This window comes from Akkermansiaceae bacterium, assembly GCA_017798145.1.
GTDB lineage: Bacteria > Verrucomicrobiota > Verrucomicrobiia > Verrucomicrobiales > Akkermansiaceae > Luteolibacter.
The window spans coordinates 3,779,549-3,798,566 of record CP059069.1; the positions used below are offsets into that span (position 1 = coordinate 3,779,549).

Here is a 19,018-nt window from a genome sequence, read left to right on the forward strand (position 1 = left end):
GGAAACATGTGCGGAATCGTTGGATACATAGGAAAGGCGAATGCGGCCTCGGTGCTGATCGGCGGGTTGAAACGGCTCGAATACCGTGGTTACGACTCGGCGGGGCTTGCCATTCTCGATAACGGCGGAATCACCGTCGCGAAGGCGGCCGGAAAGGTGGCGAACCTCAGCGAACGGACGCGGACAAGCTGGGCTCCCGAGCTCCTGAAGTGTGCGTCGACAGGCATCGCCCACACCCGCTGGGCCACCCACGGCCCGCCGACGGAGGTGAACGCCCACCCCCACCTCGACGGCTCGGGCGGCATCGCCCTCGTCCATAACGGGATCATCGAGAACTACCGCGGCCTCCGCTCCAGGATGGAATCCAAAGGCCACGTGTTCCTCTCCGAAACGGACACCGAAGTCCTCTCCCACCTGATCGGCGATTGCGACAAGGGCGATCTTTTCCAGGCTGTCTGCGACGCGCTGCATCAGGTGGAGGGCACCTTTGGGATAGCCGTGATCTCCGCGCGCGAGCCTGGCTGCATCATCACCGCACGGCGCGGCAGCCCCATCGTGATCGGGGTTGGCGATGGGGAGACAATCATCGCATCGGACGCCTCGGCCATCCTCGCCCACACCCAGCGGGTGATCTATCTGGATGACAATGACATCGCCATCGTCACGGCGGATGCCGTCGATATCCGGGACCTGGACAACATCCCCGTCACCCGCGAGATCGCGGAGCTGGGGCTGGATGCCGCAGCTGCGGAAAAGGGCGGCTACGAGCACTTCATGCTCAAGGAAATCCACGAGCAGCCCGATGCGCTGGCCAACGCGATCCGCGGCCGGCTCGACATGCAGCTCGGTTCCTCCGTGCTCTCCGGGATGGGCACCTCGCAGCGCGAACTGGCGGAGCTTTCTCGGGTGGTGATGGTCGGCTGCGGCACCTCCCTCCACGCGGCGATGGTCGGCGAATACGCCTTCGAGGATCTCGCTGACATCAACGCGGAGGTGCAGCAGGCGGCGGAATTCCGCTACCGCAATCCCATCCTCGGCAACCGCGATTTCCTCGTCGCCATCTCCCAATCCGGCGAGACGGCGGACACCCTCGCGGCGGTGAAGGAGGCGAAGCAGAAAGGCGCATTCGTCATGAGCCTGGTGAACGTCGTCGGCTCCACCATAGCCCGCGAGACCGGTCGCGGCGTCTATCTCCACGCCGGGCCGGAGATTTCCGTGGCCTCCACGAAAGCCTTCACCTGCCAGGTCAGCGTGCTGCTGATGATGGCGCTCAAACTCGGGCGCGGCAGGCGCTTCTCGCGCGATGAGGGGCTGGAACTCGCCAGGGAAATCGAATCCATCCCCTCGCTGGTGAAGCAGGTCATCGACAAGGCCGATGCCATCGCCGCGATCGCCGCGAGGTATCTGGAAAACGAGCACGCATTCTTCATAGGCCGCGGCCCGATGTATCCGGTGGCGCTGGAAGGTGCGCTGAAGCTGAAGGAAATCTCCTACATCCACGCCGAGGGATATCACGCCGCCGAGCTGAAACACGGGCCCATCGCCCTGCTGCAGCCGGGCACCCCGGTCATCGCCGTCGCCTGCGAGGGGCCGGCGAAAGACAAGACGCTAGGCAACGTGGAGGAATGCCGGGCGAGGGGAGCGAGGATACTCGGCATCGTCACCGAGGGCGACCATGGGGCGGCTGAGGTGATGGATGATTGCATCGCCGTGCCGAAGGCACATCCGCTGGTCGCGACGATCCCCGCCGTCGTCGCCCTGCAGATCTTCTCCTACCACGTGGCAAGGCTGCGCGGCTGCGAGATCGACCAACCTAGGAACCTTGCGAAAAGCGTCACCGTGGAGTGATTTCCCTCAAATGTAGCGGGTCAGGGACTCGACCGTGGCCTCATCCAGTTTCCCCGCGAGGGCGATGGTGAGGCTCACCATGGCGAGGTAGTCCTCGATGTCGATGATCGCGTTGTGCGAGTGGATGTAGCGGGCGGGGGTGCCGAGCACCAAGCTGGGGATCCCCTGGTTGGCGATGTGGAAGGAGCCGGCATCCGTCCCGCCGCTGCGCCGCACCGTCACCTGATAGGGGATGTTCGCCTTTCTCGCTGTCTCGATCGCCAGCTCGGCGAGGCGCGGGTTTCCGATCGCGCTGGGATCGTAGAGACGGATCTGGACGCCGCCGCCGAGTTTCCCCTGGCTGTCGAGTATGTTGAAACCCGGCGTATCATCGGCGGGCGGGCCCTCAAGGACGATGGCGACATCCGGTTTCACGAAGCTCGCAAGCGTCTTCGCCCCGCGCAGCCCCACCTCTTCCTGGACGCTTCCGGCGAAGACCAGCTCGTTGGGGTGGTCCGCGTCCGCCAGGGCAAGTGCGGACTGGATCACCGCTGCCATGCCCACGCGGTTGTCGAAGGCCTTGGCCATGAAGAGATCCATCTTGTGGAGGGGTGTGAACGGCGAGATCGGCGCGATCGGATCGCCCAGCGAGATGCCGAAATCATCCGTCGCCTCGCGCCGCGAGGATGCGCCGACATCGATGAACATCGCCTCGACGGGCACCGGGTTGTCGCGCTGGGAGGGCGGGAGGAAATGGACAGGCTTGCTGCCGATCACGCCGGTGATTTTCTCCCCGCTGCGGGTGAGCACCTGCACCCGCTGCCCCAGCAGCACCTGGTTCCACCAGCCACCTATCGCCACGAACTGGAGAAAGCCGTCGAGCGAGATGTTTTGCACCATGAAGCCCACCTCATCCATGTGCCCCGCCACAAGCACCCGCGGGCCGTCGTTGTTGAGGGCGCAGATCACCGAGCCGTTCCTGTCCGTAGCCAGCGGGCCGACATCGGAAAGCTCGTCGATGAAGATCGCCCGCACCTCGTCCTCGTGGCCTGAAACGGAATGGGCTTCGGTGAGTTCCTGGAGCAGTGAGAGGGCCTTGGAGCGCATGGGGGGAGCATGGGTGAGATCCCCCGCCGTGAAAATCCCTATTTCCACCCCTTGTAAGAAACTCTCCGCTGCTGGGCGTAGGGTTTGGCGATGTTGAAAAAAATCACGATCCTCCTGTCGCTTGCAGCCACATCCCTCCATGCCATCGAGGAGAACAACCGCGGACGTTGGAACGAGCCGGTCAGCAACGGCCCGGACAAGGAGGTGCCGGGCTACCTCATCAACCTTGGTCCCACCGGGGCGCGGGCGACGCTGGAGAGCAAGTCCTTCACGGTGAAATACATTTTCGCGGGCTCCCCGGCGGACGGGAAACTGGAGATCGGTGATGTGATCACCGGGGTGAACGGGAGGCCTTTCGAGGTGGCTCACAAGTTCGGCCACCACATGACGCGGATGAAGGAGTTTCCGGAAACCGGATACGAGGGGCCGCTGATGGATTTCGGGAACGCGATCGAGGACTCCGAGGGCAAGGACGGGAAGCTTCTGCTCTCCGTGGCGCGTGGCGGGAAGGATGCCGAGGTGGCGATCGAGCTGGAGGCAATCGGCCGCTTTTCCGACACCTTCCCCTATGGCTGCGAAAAGTCCGCCCGTCTCGCCAAGGGGGCGATGGATTACCTTTCCGAAAGCGATTTCATCAAGCGCGAGCAGTGCCATGCGAAGTGCATGAGCGGCCTCGCGCTGATTGCGGCGGGGAAAATGGAGCAGGCGCGGGAGCTGGTGTATTCGTGGAACACGATCCCGGAGTTCGGCATCTGGGTCTGGCCGGCCTCATACCAGTGCATCCTGCTTTCCGAATACTACCTCGCAACCAAGGACGAGCGGGTGCTGCCGACCATTCAGGGCATCGTCGATGTTTTGGAAAAAGGCCAGGTGGCGGACATGGCGGACTACAAGGAGCGCACCCACGGAAAGATGGGAAATGTCGGCCACAAGTTCCGCACAGGCGGCTTTGGCCACAACACGAATGTCGGCGGATACGGCACGATGACGATCACCACGGCGCTTGCGGTCACCGCATTCGAGCTGGCGAAGGATTGCGGGGCGGAGGTGGATCAGGGGAAAATCGATCTCGCGCTGGCCTATGTGCGGAAGAGCACGACCAAGGACGGCTACATCGGCTACCACACCCACCAGTGCGCCTATGCGCCATCGGGCAGGCAGGGGCTTGCGCTCATAGCGCACCGTCTCGCGGGGGATACGGAGGTGAACAACGATTACATCAAGGTCGTTTCCCACGGTCTGAGCGATTCCAGGAAATATCTCAACGATGCCCACGCCGACAGCGTGCTCTCCGTTTGCTGGGGGCTCCTGGGTGCGAACGTTTCCGGGGACGCAAAAGCCCTGCGAGACATGATGGATTACAACAAGGCCTGGCTGAACATGGCCCGCTGCCACGATGGCTCTTTCGTGGCCCTGCCGGGGAGGGACATGTATGACAAAGGCTACTACATGTCCTCCCGCCTGCACCTGACCGCAACCATGGCCCTGGTTTTCTCCATGGACGAGCCGAAGCTGAGGATGCTGGGGAGGTAGGTGTGCGGATCGTGTTGCGTTTCGCCCGCAGCGGCGGCAGGTTTCCCCCATGAGATTCGCCACCCTTTGCCTTTGTCTGGCGCTGCCATCCATGGCGCCTGCCTTCGAGCTTCCCGCCGCTTCCTCGCAGTGTGTCGTAGGTGTCGCGGATGGTTGGGACAGCTCGCATGTCACGCTTTCCTATTTCGAGAAAAAGGCCGGGGCGTGGCAAAAGGTGGGCGGCGATTGGAAGGGGCGGCTTGGATCGAAGGGCTTGGTGTGGGGCAGGGGGCTTCACCCGAATCCCGCTGGAGCGGCGTTGAAAAAGGAGGGTGATGGCCGGGCTCCCGCCGGTGTCTTCGATCTCGGCGGCGTGTGGGGCATCCATAAGTCCGTGAAAAAACACCCGAAGACCTTCTACCATCAGGTCACATCCCGCGACCTGTGGGTGGAGGATGCCTCCTCGAAATTCTACAACCGGTTCCTGACCCTCGACCATGAGCCCAAAACCGTCTGGGAAAAAAAGGCGCAGATGAAGCAGGACGATTACCCGCATTCGCTGAAAATGTTCATCGCCCACAACGCCCATCCGAACGTCGTGGCAGGCGGCGGCTCCTCGATTTTCTTCCACATCTGGCGGCGGGGCGGGGCGGCGGCCACCGCCGGATGCACCACCATGGAGGAGGCAAAGCTCCGCTGGCTCATCGCAACAGTTGACCCGGGCCGCCGCCCGCTTTACGTCCTTCTGCCACGGACGGAGCACCAGAAGCTCAAGCCCGTATGGAAACTGCCATGAGTAACACCGCCACACTACCCGATTCGAAGGGACACTTCGGACAATTCGGAGGGATGTTCGTCCCCGAGACCCTGATGACGCCCTTGCAGGATCTCGCCAAAGCCTATGCGGAGGCGAAGGCGGATCCGGCGTTCCAGGCGGAACTCGACGACCTGCTGAAAAACTACGTCGGCCGCCCGACCCCGCTGTATTACGCCGACCGCTGGTCGGAGAAGCTGGGCGGTGCGAAAATCTACCTCAAGCGCGAGGACTTGCTCCATACCGGCGCGCACAAGATCAACAACGCCCTCGGCCAGATCCTGCTGGCGAAGCGGCTCGGGAAAACCCGCATCATCGCGGAAACCGGTGCCGGCCAGCACGGGGTTGCGACAGCCACCGTGTGTGCGCGCTTCGGGATGGAGTGCGTCGTTTACATGGGCAAGGTGGACATGGAGCGCCAGGCGCTCAACGTCGCGCGCATGAGGTTGATGGGTGCGGAAGTCCGCGCCGTGACCGCCGGGCAGGCAACGCTCAAGGAAGCCGTCAACGAGGCGATGCGCGACTGGGTGGCCAGCGTGGAAACAACCCACTACATCATCGGCTCCGCGCTGGGATCCCACCCGTTCCCGATGATCGTCCGCGATTTCCACCGGGTGATCGGGGTTGAGGCGCGCGAGCAGATCATGGAGCGCGAAGGGCGCTTGCCCGACATGCTCGTCGCCTGCGTCGGCGGTGGATCGAACGCCATCGGCCTGTTCCATCCCTTTCTCGGGGATGAAAATGTCCGCATGGTCGGGGTCGAGGCCGGGGGCGACGGGATCATCCCTGAGCGCCATGCCGCCCGTTTCCAGGGCGGCAAGCTCGGCGTCCTCCAGGGGACCAAGACCTGGCTCTTGGCCAACGAAGACGGCCAGATCGAGCTGACCCATTCCGTTTCCGCAGGGCTCGATTATGCAGCCATCGGTCCCGAGCACGCATTCCTCCAGGAGGCGGGGCGGGTGGAATACACCTACGCCACCGATGGGGAGGCGCTGGCCGCCTTCAAGGAACTCGCGCACACAGAGGGGATCATCCCGGCGCTGGAGAGCGCCCATGCCATCGCTTATGTTTCGAAGGTCGCCGGTTCGCTACCGAAGTCCTGCATCATCGTCGTGAACCTTTCCGGGCGCGGAGACAAGGATGTGGAGCAAGCGGCCAGGTTTCTGCTGGATGCCCCATCGGAATGAAGGATGAGCCCTCTCCATTAGCCTCATCTTAGAGGGATCGGTTGTTTGCAGGATCTGGCGGTGAAGGGGAGTGATGCCTGTTCCGCTGTCATGGAGGCCTTCGCCCGCTGGGTGATGGAGCGCACCCATGGTTCCTTTTGGATTGCGGCGGCCACGCATATGATTAGCATGGGACGGATCCGCTTGGAGCCGTTGAACTTTTTATCCGAATGAAGAATCCACTAGCCGCACGATTCCCCGTAGCCTTTGCCATCGCGCTGATTTCTTCCAATTGCACCAACTCCAACGAGCCTTTCTTCCGCTTCAACAGTCCCTTCGAAAAGGGGGGGCTCAAGGGCTACGATCACTTTGAAGACAGTGGCATCGACGGAGATCCCGAAGATATCGATGCGAGCGGTTACTTTGGAAGCCGGCATATCCCGCTCCCCGCTGCTGGGGACAGCAGCGAAGCCTTGCTACCCGAACGTTCTTCCGCACCAGGCGCCGGAGTCATCAATCAGCCCGCACCGGAAATCCAAGTCCTCAAGCGCGGGGCCGCCGGTACGATGTGTTACACCTGCAGGGGGAAAGGCTATGTTTTCCAGCCCACCACCCTTTCGGCCGGTAACAACCATACCTGCCCGGCCTGCGGCGGTGATGGGCGCAACTAATTTCCGGGCAGGGCCGTCCGCCAGGTATCAATCGGGAAGGCCAAACGCAGCCAGCTCAATATCATCCAGCGCAGCGGGGAGATGAAAGCCCGCATTCCGCCGCATGTTCCACCTGATTGGATCGGGTTGGCTGTTGCTGGCCGATACATTCCGTGGAAACGCGCTGACGCCTCAAGAGATGGCGCGCCATCAAGAGAATGCGGATTTTCCACTGGAATAATGGGCGGGAGGGTGTCTCCTAGTTGCATGAACGGCCACATCCTTTTCCTCGCCGCATCCGTCATGCTTGCGTTCACAACATCCTGCACCGCCCAGAAGACGGACAGGGCCGCCCAGAACGAAGCCCAGAAAAAGGAACCGGTGCAGGTGCCGGTGGAAAACGGCCTGGCAAAAGCCTACTTCGCGAGCGGCTGCTTCTGGTGCGTGGAGGCGGTGTATGAGAGCGTGAAAGGCGTCAAGGAATCCCACTCTGGCTATGCCGGCGGACATACGGAAAACCCCACCTACGAGAGCAGCAACACCGGAACGACAGGCCACGCGGAGGCGGTGGAGGTCATCTACGACCCAAAGGCTGTGAGCTTCGCGACCTTGGTGGACGTCTACTTTGGCTCACAGGATGTCACCCAGGTCAACGGCCAGGGCCCGGATCATGGCTCACAATACCGCTCCATCATTTTCTATCAGAATGCGGAGCAGAAAAAGGTCATCGACGAAAAGATCGCCGCACTGAACAAGGAACTCGCGCCAAAGGAGGTGGCGGCAGAGGTGCTGCCCTTCGAGAAGTTCTGGATGGGCGAGGACTACCACCAGGACTATGAGCGGAACAATCCCAACAACCCGTATGTCCGAAATGTTTCCATCCCGCGCCTGAGGAAATTCCAAGCGAAGTTCCCGGAGCTCTTGAAGGATGGCGCAAGGCACGAATAGAGATTGGAGATCGGAGATTGGACGTTAGGGTTCCGCCATGCCAGACCCCACCTATGTCAGGAATGCCTTCGCGCGCATCGCGGATCGCTATGTGTTGACCAACCATGTCCTGTCCCTCGGAATGGATTTCTGGTGGCGGCATGTGGTCACCAAACGGATCAAGCTGCTGAGGCCGGGGACGCTGATGGATGTTGCCAGCGGGACGGGGGATCTTGCCCTGAAAATCCAGGACGAGATCCCGGGCTGCGAGGTGACCGCCACGGATTTCTGCAAGGAAATGCTCGACCACGCATCCTCCCGTGGGGTTCGCAAGACCTTGGTGGCGGATGCGCTGGCTCTGCCGTTTCCGGATGATGGCTTCGATGTGGTGACGGTAGCCTTCGGGCTGAGGAACATGGGCGATTATCCGCTGGCGCTCCGCGAAATGCGGCGTGTGCTGAAGCCCGGGGGCAGCCTTTTCATCCTGGATTTCTCGCTGCCCCCGAAGCCGCTCTGCACGCCCTACCGGCTCTATCTCCACCATGTCCTGCCGAAGCTCGCCGGGCTCCTGACCGGCCAGAAGGATGCCTACGAATATCTTGGGGGATCCATCGAGCAATTTCCCTCCGGGGATGCGATGATCTCGCTTCTAACGGAAACCGGGTTTTCCGAAACCACGGCCACGCCGCTGACTTTCGGGGTCGTCAGCGTCTATGAGGCGATGAAATCCTGACAAGAGCCGAAATGGGCAAGCCGATCACATGCGCCGTCCTCGCCCTCGTTTCCTTCTGCTCCCTTTTGGCGGCAGCGCAAAGGCCCAATGTCCTTTTCATCATCACGGACGATCAGAACCACGACACCATCGGAGCGCTCGGCAACGATCGGATTCGCACGCCGCACACTGACCGGCTCGTCGCGGAAGGCGTTGCTTTCACCAACGCCTACATCATGGGCGGCTCTTCGCCCGCCGTCTGCTCGCCATCGCGCGCCTGCCTGATGACAGGCCGCACGCTTTGGAACATCGAGTGCCAGAGCCTCTGGGGATTTGAGATTTCCGGAAAATTCAGGACGCTGCCGCAGGTGTTCCGGGAGGACGGCTTCGAGACTTTCGCCACCGGCAAGAATGAGCCGGGACGTAGCGGTGCCTTCGCCCGCTCGTTCAGCGCCGGGGACAAAATCCTGTTCCGGGGCATGACGCGCAGCCAATACAACATGCCCCTATGCCCGTTCTCGCCTGAAGGCGACTACTCGCCGAAAACGGAAGCCGCCCACGAGGGCAAGCACTCCGCGGAAATCTATGCGGATGCCTTCATTGACTTTCTGGGGAAGCAGAAAGGCGATGAGAAGCCATATTTTGCCTACGTTTCCTTCCAGACACCCCACGATCCCCGCCAGTGCCCCGAGGAATTCCGCGCGATGTACAAAGATGGGGGAATGCAGCTTCCCGCCTCTTTCATGCCGGAGCATCCCTTCGACAACGGGATGCTCAAAATCCGCGATGAGCAGCTCGCCCCTTTTCCTCGCACCGAAGCGGTTGTCAGGAAGCACACCGCCGATTACTACGCCACCATCACCCACACCGATGAGCAGATCGGGCGAATGCTGGATGCCCTCGATGAATCCGGTGAGCGGGACAATACGATCATCGTTTTTACCTCGGACAATGGCCTCGCCCTTGGCAGGCATGGGTTGATGGGAAAACAGAATATCTATGACCACTCCGTTCATGTGCCTTTCATCGTCGCCGGTCCCGGCATTCCGAAAGGCGAGCGGCGCGCGCAGCTCTGCTATATGTATGACATTTACCCGACTCTTTGTGAGATCGCAGGGATCGCCGTTCCGGATACCGTCCAGTTCAGGAGCATGGTAGAGGTGATCAAGGAGCCTACTGCAAAATTCCGGGACAGCCTGTATTTCGCATTCATGTCCTGGCAGCGCGCCGTCCGGGACGAACGTTTCAAGCTGATCGAGTATTGCGTGGGCGAGGAAAGGCACACCCAGCTCTTTGATCTGGTGGCGGATCCAAATGAGACCAAGAATCTCGCCGCTGACCCCGCCCATATGGAAACTCGTGAAAGGTTGCGGGCTTTGCTAAAGGAAGAGCGCCTTCTGCTCAACGATGGCAACACCCCGTATGAGTTCAGCGACCTTCAGGGAAAGGAATTCTGGAGTAGGTATGAGGCGGAGGAGTTGCGATAGGGCGGCTGAACTCAGGGTTGCCCTTTGGGGGGCGGGATCGGGGTCGTTTTCCCCACTTGATAATCCCGGTTCCACCCACATTGCTTGCATTCCAAAGTCCGTCTGATCGGCGTGAGCAAAGAGGCGAATCCGAGAAGGGCGGGAATGGATATCATCACAAGGAAATACTGCCCGCCGTATTCTGAGAGCCAGTCACCGATGAACCGATCGAACAATATGGGCACAACAAATGCACCTAACATGCATGGCAGGAAAGCCCATTTCGCCGCATTCCTCAGGACACGCCCTATCCTGTTCGGCCCGACTTTGATGTTCCATCCGGTGCTGACGAATTCCGCCCCGCAGATCGGGCAGCTTTTGGGCAGGTCTTCCGGCCACTTGCGCCGGTAGAAAGGCCGCATCGAGGGTTCGATGGTCGATACCCCCCTGAATTTCCGATGCGGGGAAAGGTTTTTCACGGACACAGGCTAGAAAATGGCACGAGGGCATGGGAAGGGGATTCGGATCCGTGGTGGGACTTGCGTGTTCGCAGGACGGCGAACATATTGCCGTTGTGATGAATCGGGAGGAAATGGCGGAGATGCTGGAGAAAATTGCCCTGCTGCTGGAGCTGAAAGGGGAGAACCCGTTCAAGGTGCGTGCCTACCGGCAGGGTGCCGAGGTGGTGCTTGCGCTGGAGGAGGATGTCGTGGAGCTCGCGAAAAACGACGGGCTGAAAGGCATCAAGGGCATCGGCGAAGCGTTGCGCGACAAGCTCGGGGAGATGGCGAAGACCGGTGGACTGGATTTTTACGAAAATCTCAAACGGGAGTTTCCGGAAACGGTGTTCGACCTCTTTGAGATCCAGGGACTCGGCCCGAAGAAGATCAAGGCGATGTATGACGCGCTGGGCGTCGATTCCCTGGAGAAACTGAAAGCCGCATGTGAAGAGGGCAAGGTGGCGGCTCTGCCGGGCTTCGGAGCGAAGACGCAGGCGAAGATCTTGGAGGGGATGGCGGCGAATGAGAAATTCGCCGACCGCTATCTCTACGGCAGTATCGGCAATTTGGTTGAGGGGATTTTGGAAACCCTGCGGCTGCATCCCGAGGTTTCACGGGTGGCGGTGGCGGGTTCCTACCGCCGGGCGAAGGAGACTCTCGGCGATCTGGATTTCCTCGTGGCCACCAAGGAGGGCGCGCTGGTGTGCGAGGATTTCACAACACTGCCGCAAGTGGATGCGGTGATCGCCTGCGGGGATACGAAGGCTTCGGTGCGTTTGAAAAACGGAATGCACTGCGACCTACGGGCTGTCAGGAACGAGGAGTTCCCCTTCGCGCTCCAGTATTTCACCGGCTCCAAGGAGCACAATGTGGCCCTGCGTTCGCTGGCGCTCAAGAAAGGTTGGTCGCTGAACGAATACGGGCTCAATCCGGTCGATGACTCGACGGAGAGGCCGGAGGTGTTTGAGGAAAAGGACATTTACCGGGTGCTCGGGCTGCAATTCATCGAGCCGGAGCTGCGCGAGAATCGCGGCGAGATCGAGGCGGCGGCGGAGAACAAGCTGCCGCGCCTGGTGGAGCTGATGAACCTGCGCGGCACATTCCACAACCACACCACGGAATCCGATGGCCACGATACGCTGGAAGGCATGGTCGAGGAGGCGATGGATCTTGGCCTGCAATATCTCGGCATTTCCGATCACTCGAAATCAACCGCCTTCGCGGGCGGCCTCGATGAGGAAAGGCTGCTCAAACAGCTGGCGGCGATACGGGAGCTGGAAAAGACCCTCGGAGGCTTCCGGATCTTCGCGGGCAACGAGGTGGATATCCTGATGGATGGCTCGCTGGATTTCGCCGACGGGATTTTGGCGCAGCTCGATTTCGTGGTGGCATCCGTGCACAACTTCGGACGCATGGATGAGGACGCGATGACAGCCCGCATCTGCCGCGCGATGGAGAACGAACATGTGACGATGCTCGGACACCTGACAGGCAGGCTGCTTCTCAAACGCGACGGCTACGCGGTGGATCACGCGCGGGTCATCGACTGCGCGGCGGCGACGCGGACAGTGATCGAGCTGAATTGCAGCCCGATGCGCTTCGACATGGATTGGCGCTGGTGGAAACGGGCGCGGGACAAGGGCGTATTGTGTTCCATCAATCCCGACGCCCACTCGCGGGCGCGGCTTCACCACATCAAACAAGGTGTGGCGGTGGCGAGAAAGGGCTGGCTGCGGCGGGAGGACGTTCTGAACACGCGCAGCGCGGCGGAGATCGAGGCTTTCCTGAAAACCCCGAAGGCGAAGAGGTGAAAGGTTTCACTTCGTCCGAAGCTCGCGGACATAGTCGGTGAGCGCGATCATTTCCCCATCGCCCAAAGTCTCATGCCCGGGCATCTGCGATCCGATCACGCCGAACTTGATGATTCGCGCGATCGTTTCCTCCTTCCCATCCTGCGTGCGGATGAACGGGCCGTCGCGCAGATTGATCGGAGGCACCGGAAGCTGTCCGGCTAACATACCCTGCCCTGCGCCATCATCCCCGTGACATACGGCGCAATGCCGGGCGAAGAGCCTCTTGCCGTCCGCTGGCATGGAATTTTTCCTGTCAGGCAACCAGGCCGCCTGGCGTGCGAGCAAATCAGGAATGCTTTCGATGCCGCATTGGCGCAGATAGCTGACCAGATCATCGCCGCGACTGTCTTGGAAAAGATGAGCGTAGGACGGCATCGCGCTATCGGGTGAGAGGGCGCGCGGATCGATGAAATGCGCTTTGAGCCACGCATCGGATCGGCGCGCGCCGATGTTGGTGAGATCGGGGCCTTGGCGGCGGTTTCCGATCAGGACGGGTTGTTGTTTCAAAGTCATCTCAGCCTGCGCGGCGGTTCCCCAGATCGTTTCATCGACCGATCCGGGGCGGCTGTATTGCGAGTGGCAATGGATGCAGCCCTCCGAGATGTAAACCTGCCGTCCGCGCTCGACGGCGGATTCAGCCGATTTCCCCGCAGGTTTCCCCATGATCCATCCGCATATAATAACGATGCCTGCAACCATCGCGGGGCGGAAGAACCGTCGTCCGCTACCCAGAGAAAGAACCATCATCACGACGAGCGCCGAAACTACGATGAATGACGTAGGAACGTAGCGCAAGGTTTGCGCCATGCCGATGCCGTTGGCCGATCCAAACCAACCGGCCACCGCGAACAGCCACGCCGCCTTCCACGATGCGGATTTGGAATCCACCGCACCACAAAACCAACCCGGCCACACCACCAGCGCCACGGAATAGAGCGAAACAGCGGACGGATAAAGCCAACCCGCCGCCCACCGCGTCGAGGCATCGTTCACCCACAGCGCAGCCACCGCCAGCATCACCCACGCCGCTATGGGAACGCCCCGCGTCTTGCCACGGCTCAGCAACAGCCCGGCCAGCAGCGCGAAGCCGAGATGCAACGCGGCGTTGCGCCATAGCAGTGAGCTTCCCCACGTCGCCGATTTCAAATCCCCCTCATGCTGGATGATGAAAAACGCCGCCGAGTCCATCCACACCAAGGCCGTGAACAGAAGCAGAACCAATGGGAACGCCAACGGTCGCTTGCTCGTTGCCACTCTCCAGTCACCCGCCGGTGGCACAGCGAGCGCACCGATCCCCGCGATGGCCGCCGCGATCCATGCCTGATGCGCCGGTGATTGGGGAAACACCCAAGGCAGATTGCAAACCGCGTATCCCATCCCGGTTCCCAACGCCACCGCGCCTATCCCGCACCACCCCGGCAACAAGGCTGCGAGCGAAACCGTGGCCACGCCCAACGCCGCGCCCGTAGCCAGAGCTATCACTAGCAGAATTGTAAGCATTCCATTGAAAGCAGCGACCAGCGCCGCGACTCCCGCAACTACCAGCGCGGCGCGGATCATCTCCGGGCGCACGCCACGCCATGCCGCGAGAAATCCCGCCGCCACACCCGCCACCGCCATCGCACCTAACAGAATTTTTTCCACCACCACCCCATGCCCGGCTCCACGGATCAGCTCGACGAAAGCGAACTGCGCGAACAGCAGGAAAAACCCATACACGGCGGCGACGGTGATCGCCGCGCGAATCGCGACCCTGTTCATTCCGGCACCTCCTTCCACCAACCCGCCAGCAAGATCGCCCCCTGCCCCGCCGCCACCAACCCGTCGCTTGCCGCCACTAATAGCCACGCGGGTTCCATCGTGCCGGTGATGACCCGGACGGACAGGAAAACCGCCACCAAGATCCGCACCAATCCCGTGAACATCCACACCGCCTCCCCGTGCGCCCGTCCCGTCAAAGCCAGCCCATAGCTCAGCCCCACGGCCAGCACGAACACCCCCACCCAATTCAGGAAAATCAGCGCGTCAGCCGACAACGGCGCGATCCCTAACAGACGCAGAACCAGGAGCGGAGCCACGATCAGCAACAAGCCCGTGACGGCATCCATGCCACCCGCACCCACGCTCCACCATTTGATGATTTCCCGCTTGTTCATGATTTTTGAAATTGGATGAGCCATCGCAAGGAAACCCCCAACATTACCGCGCCACACAAAGCGCGTATCGCGAAAGCCGACGTCCGCCATAGCGGTGTTTCCACCATCCAGCGGTAATTCGCACCCTCCAGCCAACCCGCCGCAGCCAGCGCGAGGATCATCACCAGCGCGGCCGCTTGCCACAGCATCACCGAAACCCGACCGCCCAGCGCGCGCTTCGTGACAAGCACACACAGCAAGGCGCAGAACGCCGTGGTGAATCCCGCCATCGCCAGATGGGAATGCGCTACCAGCGCTTGCGTGAACTTGATGCGATCAAGGACACCGTCGTGATACATCAGGACTCCGGAAATCACCAATACACCCCACCACAGAAACATCGCCCGCAGCCAGAAGGCCGACCCACTCGGCCAGATGAATCCACGCCAATCGCGCGGCAACAACCACACCCAAGGCAGCAGCATGAGCATGGAAAAAATCTGGATCACGTCGCGGTGCGTTCCGCCGATCGCTTCCGTGATTCCGAAAACCACCCACGACACTACAAAGAACACCCATACCGGGGCATTGCTTTCCCGCGACGATTCCCCCGCCACCACTCGCGGCAAAAGCAGCATCAGCCCGACCACGAACAGCGCCGACCCCAACAGGCTCGATCCCGTCGGCCCACCCGTGGTGCGGTCGATGGGCGGATACAAGCCGGGTGAGGCAGCAAGAACCATCGACACCGGCACGACCGCCAACGCGATCAGGCCGATGAGCGTTCCGCCTTTCTTCGCGGTGCTCCACACATCCCTCCGATCCATCCATGCCGCCGCCAGCACCAGCCAGAGAACAACCTGCGCGGCCACGAACGACCACAACGCCGCGCCTTTCCAATCGAGAAAAATTTTACCGGACGTATCCCCGCCCAACCAATGCATCACCCCCACGGCAAGCGCGGCCGTCCACGCCCACACCGCCGCCGCCCCCCACGCCGCGTGAGGTGATTTATCGACCTCGTAGATGGAAAGCAGCCACGCCACCAACGGCAGCGCCGTCCAGCCGTAGAGCTGCACATTGAGATGCACCGGCACCCAGCGGCCATAAGACCAGATGCCCGCCTGAAGTCCCGGCCACATCAGCAACAGAGCCAGGTAAAGCCCCACCGCGTTTCCGAACACCAGCCAGCCCAGCGCGTGGAAAACCGATGTCGTCACCGCGTTGCGATCCCTAACAGGCTCGTCGGCGGAAAAATCCTTCTTGGAAAAGCATTCGCTCATGTGCTCGAATCCTTTCCATGAAAAGGCGACGGACGTTGGATGTATTTGATAACGTGCCTGATGATTCTATGGATGATCGAATGGATCTCAGGTTGCGCCAAACGGCCGAGGAATATGCCTCTGGAAATCATGGCACCCCCGCGAAGATCGCGATGAGCCGCATCAGAGAACGCGCTCTGAAAAGACGTTTTGAGGCACGATGAAATATGAATAGCGAGTCCGCGAAGCGGATTCTGCGGGGAGCTCACGCGCCATCGCATGTTGGCTTTGGCGCCCTCGCCGAAGCCCTGCCTGTCCCATCCCCTGCTTGCCCGCATCCTCATAGACGCCATCATGTTAAGTCCTCCATCCTGCCGTCACGCATCCGCACCGTGCGGTCGCAGCGGCTTGCGAGTTCCGCGTCGTGCGTCGCCAGCACCAGCGTCCTGCCGCGCGAACGGACAAGATCTAACAGAAGATCAAAAACCTTCCCGCGGTTGCTCTCGTCGAGTGCTCCGGTGGGTTCGTCGCAAAGAAGGATTTCCGGATCGTTCATCAGCGCGCGGCACAAGGCTCCGCGCTGGCGTTCGCCGCCGGATAGCTCCCGCACCCGTTGGCCGAGGCGATGTGCGACGCCGGTCGTCTCCGCGAGCTCGCGCAGGCGTGCCAAGCCCTCCGCGCGTTTCCCGCCCGCCGCGATCACCGGCACCATGCAGTTTTCCGCAAGGGTGAGATCCGGCATGAGATGATGCATCTGGAACACGTAGCCGATCCGGTGGCGCAGCAACCCGATGCGTGTTGCCTCGTCCACCACATCGCGCCCGGCCACACGGACGAGTCCCTTGTCCACCTCCTCCAGCCCGGAGATCACGTTGAGCAAAGTGGATTTCCCGCAGCCGGAGCTGCCACAAAGCGCGACGATCTCACCTTTCCGCACCCGCAAGGTCACGCCCTTGAGCACCTCGATGCGCCCGGCGTCGTAGCTTTTCCAGACGTCCTCGACGATGATTTCGTTCTGTTCACTCATTCGAAACGCAAGGCCTCCGCCGGTTTGAGGTTCGCGGCATACCATGCCGGGTAAAGCGCGCCCGCCAGCGCGGTGACGACCGCGAGCAGGAGCGCGCCGCCCACTTCCATCCAACCGACACGAGGCTCGATGTAGCCTTGGAGCTGAGGCACCGCGCGCGCGCATACAAAGCCACCGACACTCAATCCCCAACCAAGCGCCGTGCCGATGGCGGAGACAAGCAGCGACTCCCCGAAAATCATCCGCGCCACCTGCCCCCGCGAAAACCCGCAGACCCGCGCGATCGCCAGCTCCTTGATGCGCCCGAAGACGGAAAGGATCATCGTGTTCGTCACGCTCAAACCGCCTAACAGGAACGCGCATCCGCCCACCACCCAGGCCGTGGTTTTCATGATCCTGAACTGCGAATAGCTGCGGCTGAACTCCTCGTTCTCCAACGCGGTGAGCCGACCGTGGTTCTGTTCCATCCAATCTTTCACCTCGGAGGATTCATGTCCCTCTGCCAACGCCACGCTGATCACCGAGGAAACGCCTTCCTTGTGGAACGCCCGCTGGCAGGTGCCCAGCGGCATGAACACGCCGCCGTTTTCAAAACCGTTTTCCAGCCTCACCACGCCCGCCACGCGGTAGTTTCCCTGCCCGAGTTCGATGGTGCCGCCCGCCTTGGCGCTGAGGAAATCCGCCGCCCGTTCGCCGAGCACCACGACATCCTCACCTTCGATGAAATCGTCCGCCGATCCGCTGAGCCACTCGCCCTTGCCGATGCGCGGATCGGAAACCTCGATCCCAAAGCACGTCACCACCGGACGCTCCGGCGCGGCGATGATGCTGAAAAGAACCGGACGCGCCTCCTTCACGAACGGCTGCTTCTCCAACTCTACCGCCACCTCCACCGGCACGTTGCTGAAGAACAGATCCGAGACGTTTTTCTCAAACACCACCATCTCCGCATCGCTCTCAAGGATGCGCTCGAACATTTTCACCGCACCGCCCAGTAGGCCCACCACGCTCAGCATCGTCGCCACCCCGAGGGCGATGCCCGCCGCGCCGATCGCCGTGCGTACGCGGTGGCGTCGCAGGTTGGTGAAAATCATTCTCCAGAGACTCATCGCGATGATCCGTCAGCTTGCGGCGCGCACGGCATCGTGCGGCACCATCCCGGCATTCGTCGGCAATGTCACCCGCAGCGGAGCGAGCATCCCCCAGCGTTCCGGAGCTCCCGGCAAAGCCGCTTGCACTCGGTCGCCCATTTGGCGCACCCGCTTGAAGCGCCGCAGCGCCGACTGGAAACCTTCCGCGAGAATCAGGTTGGGGCGTCCCATTTCCTGATCGCGGCCGCCGGTCTTGCCGCTTTCCTCCGGGCTACAAAGGACATCCTTCAGATCGTCCGCCGCCTGATAGGCAAGCCCACGCAGCAGCCCGATCCGGTCAAGCAACTGGATTTCCCGTTCCGTTCCGTTTCCGATGAGGGCGGGAAGCACCAAGGTGAGGCGCAATAGGTCGCCCGTTTTCCGAGCGGCCACTTCGCTCACCTCGCTGGGCGATTGTTCGCCGCGCCAGCCCTGCAGGTCAAAAGCCTGCCCGCCGATCACCCCGCGCGTGCCGAGGCGGGCATCCACCCAGTCGCCGGCGCGCTCGCGACGCTCGGACGATGTCCGGCGGATCCCTTGCCAGATCATCGCGTAACCCCGGTTGATGAGGGCGAGGGCGGCGAGCATCGCCACCGCTTCGCCATGCGCAACGTGCGGACATGTGGCGCCGCGCCGGGTGCGGGCGTCATCCATCGCCGGGAGATCATCGAAGACCAGCGAAGCCGTGTGCAGATACTCGATTCCACAGGCCACCGCTCGCGACGATTCCTCAGGGGCGCCCATGGCGATCCCCAGCTGATAGGCGGTGACCGCGCGCACCATCGATCCCGGCCTCGCGAGGATGTCGCCGAGCGCCGCCGCGAGGCGTGGCTCCACGCGATCCATCGATCCCATGCCGTGGGCGAAGCTACCCGCCATCAGCGCCCTCGCGCATCCCGTGCGCCGTTTCCACCATGATTCCGGTGTCAT

17 protein-coding genes are annotated in these 19,018 nt (G+C 61.7%); 9 read left to right on the plus strand and 8 right to left on the minus strand.

Annotated features, from left to right (window positions below; translation table 11 throughout):
- Window positions 1-6 precede the first annotated feature (6 nt).
- Window positions 7-1,848 (plus strand): glutamine--fructose-6-phosphate transaminase (isomerizing), encoded by a 1,842-nt coding sequence (glmS, locus tag HZ994_16275; GenBank protein ID QTN33802.1) that lies wholly within the window; start codon window positions 7-9, stop codon window positions 1,846-1,848.
- A 6-nt stretch (window positions 1,849-1,854) separates the two neighbouring features.
- Here the strand turns inward: glmS and HZ994_16280 are convergent, their stop codons facing one another.
- Entirely contained in the window at window positions 1,855-2,934 is a 1,080-nt protein-coding gene (locus HZ994_16280; GenBank protein QTN33803.1) for a M42 family metallopeptidase, read from the minus strand.
- Window positions 2,935-3,024: 90 nt separating this feature from the next.
- Here HZ994_16280 and HZ994_16285 point away from each other — a divergent pair, with 90 nt between their 5' ends.
- The 7 genes from HZ994_16285 to HZ994_16315 all read left to right on the plus strand — a co-directional run bounded on the left by HZ994_16285 (window position 3,025) and on the right by HZ994_16315 (window position 10,202).
- A complete protein-coding gene (locus tag HZ994_16285) occupies window positions 3,025-4,467 on the plus strand; it encodes a hypothetical protein (GenBank protein ID QTN33804.1) in 1,443 nt (480 codons plus the stop codon).
- Window positions 4,468-4,516: 49 nt separating this feature from the next.
- Window positions 4,517-5,242 carry a L,D-transpeptidase family protein gene (locus tag HZ994_16290; protein QTN33805.1) on the plus strand — a complete coding sequence of 242 codons (726 nt, stop codon included), beginning with the start codon at window positions 4,517-4,519 and terminating at the stop codon, window positions 5,240-5,242.
- Window positions 5,239-6,447 (plus strand): tryptophan synthase subunit beta, encoded by a 1,209-nt coding sequence (gene trpB, locus HZ994_16295; protein ID QTN33806.1) that lies wholly within the window; start codon window positions 5,239-5,241, stop codon window positions 6,445-6,447. Before HZ994_16290 ends, trpB begins: the two co-directional genes overlap by 4 nt.
- Window positions 6,448-6,656: 209 nt before the next feature.
- Complete coding sequence (locus tag HZ994_16300) at window positions 6,657-7,097, plus strand: hypothetical protein (protein ID QTN33807.1); 441 nt, start codon at window positions 6,657-6,659, stop codon at window positions 7,095-7,097.
- A 246-nt stretch (window positions 7,098-7,343) separates the two neighbouring features.
- Window positions 7,344-8,024, plus strand: a complete 681-nt coding sequence (gene msrA / locus HZ994_16305; GenBank protein QTN33808.1) for a peptide-methionine (S)-S-oxide reductase MsrA — start codon at window positions 7,344-7,346, stop codon at window positions 8,022-8,024.
- Between the two features lie 37 nt (window positions 8,025-8,061).
- Window positions 8,062-8,736, plus strand: coding sequence for a ubiquinone/menaquinone biosynthesis methyltransferase (locus HZ994_16310; GenBank protein ID QTN33809.1), 675 nt, complete (start codon window positions 8,062-8,064; stop codon window positions 8,734-8,736).
- 11 nt (window positions 8,737-8,747) lie between these two features.
- Window positions 8,748-10,202 carry a sulfatase-like hydrolase/transferase gene (locus HZ994_16315; GenBank protein QTN33810.1) on the plus strand — a complete coding sequence of 485 codons (1,455 nt, stop codon included), beginning with the start codon at window positions 8,748-8,750 and terminating at the stop codon, window positions 10,200-10,202.
- 11 nt (window positions 10,203-10,213) lie between these two features.
- Here the strand turns inward: HZ994_16315 and HZ994_16320 are convergent, their stop codons facing one another.
- Window positions 10,214-10,660: a hypothetical protein gene (locus HZ994_16320; protein ID QTN33811.1), complete on the minus strand. Its 447-nt coding sequence runs from the start codon at window positions 10,658-10,660 to the stop codon at window positions 10,214-10,216.
- A gap of 98 nt (window positions 10,661-10,758) precedes the next feature.
- On the opposite strand from HZ994_16320, the gene polX reads away from it, so the two are divergent.
- Complete coding sequence (gene polX, locus HZ994_16325) at window positions 10,759-12,492, plus strand: DNA polymerase/3'-5' exonuclease PolX (GenBank protein ID QTN33812.1); 1,734 nt, start codon at window positions 10,759-10,761, stop codon at window positions 12,490-12,492.
- A gap of 6 nt (window positions 12,493-12,498) precedes the next feature.
- Here the strand turns inward: polX and HZ994_16330 are convergent, their stop codons facing one another.
- From HZ994_16330 to HZ994_16355, 6 genes are all read right to left on the minus strand, one after another.
- Entirely contained in the window at window positions 12,499-14,154 is a 1,656-nt protein-coding gene (locus HZ994_16330) for a cbb3-type cytochrome c oxidase subunit II (protein ID QTN33813.1), read from the minus strand.
- Between the two features lie 137 nt (window positions 14,155-14,291).
- Entirely contained in the window at window positions 14,292-14,690 is a 399-nt protein-coding gene (locus HZ994_16335; GenBank protein ID QTN33814.1) for a hypothetical protein, read from the minus strand.
- The gene (locus HZ994_16340; protein ID QTN33815.1) at window positions 14,687-15,952 is read right to left on the minus strand and encodes a hypothetical protein; all 1,266 of its coding nucleotides are present in this window, start codon (window positions 15,950-15,952) and stop codon (window positions 14,687-14,689) included. Before HZ994_16340 ends, HZ994_16335 begins: the two co-directional genes overlap by 4 nt.
- A 331-nt stretch (window positions 15,953-16,283) precedes the next feature.
- Window positions 16,284-16,958: an ABC transporter ATP-binding protein gene (locus HZ994_16345; GenBank protein QTN33816.1), complete on the minus strand. Its 675-nt coding sequence runs from the start codon at window positions 16,956-16,958 to the stop codon at window positions 16,284-16,286.
- The gene (locus tag HZ994_16350) at window positions 16,955-18,067 is read right to left on the minus strand and encodes an ABC transporter permease (protein QTN33817.1); all 1,113 of its coding nucleotides are present in this window, start codon (window positions 18,065-18,067) and stop codon (window positions 16,955-16,957) included. Before HZ994_16350 ends, HZ994_16345 begins: the two co-directional genes overlap by 4 nt.
- Before the next feature lie 12 nt (window positions 18,068-18,079).
- Window positions 18,080-19,018: a polyprenyl synthetase family protein gene (locus HZ994_16355; protein ID QTN33818.1), complete on the minus strand. Its 939-nt coding sequence runs from the start codon at window positions 19,016-19,018 to the stop codon at window positions 18,080-18,082.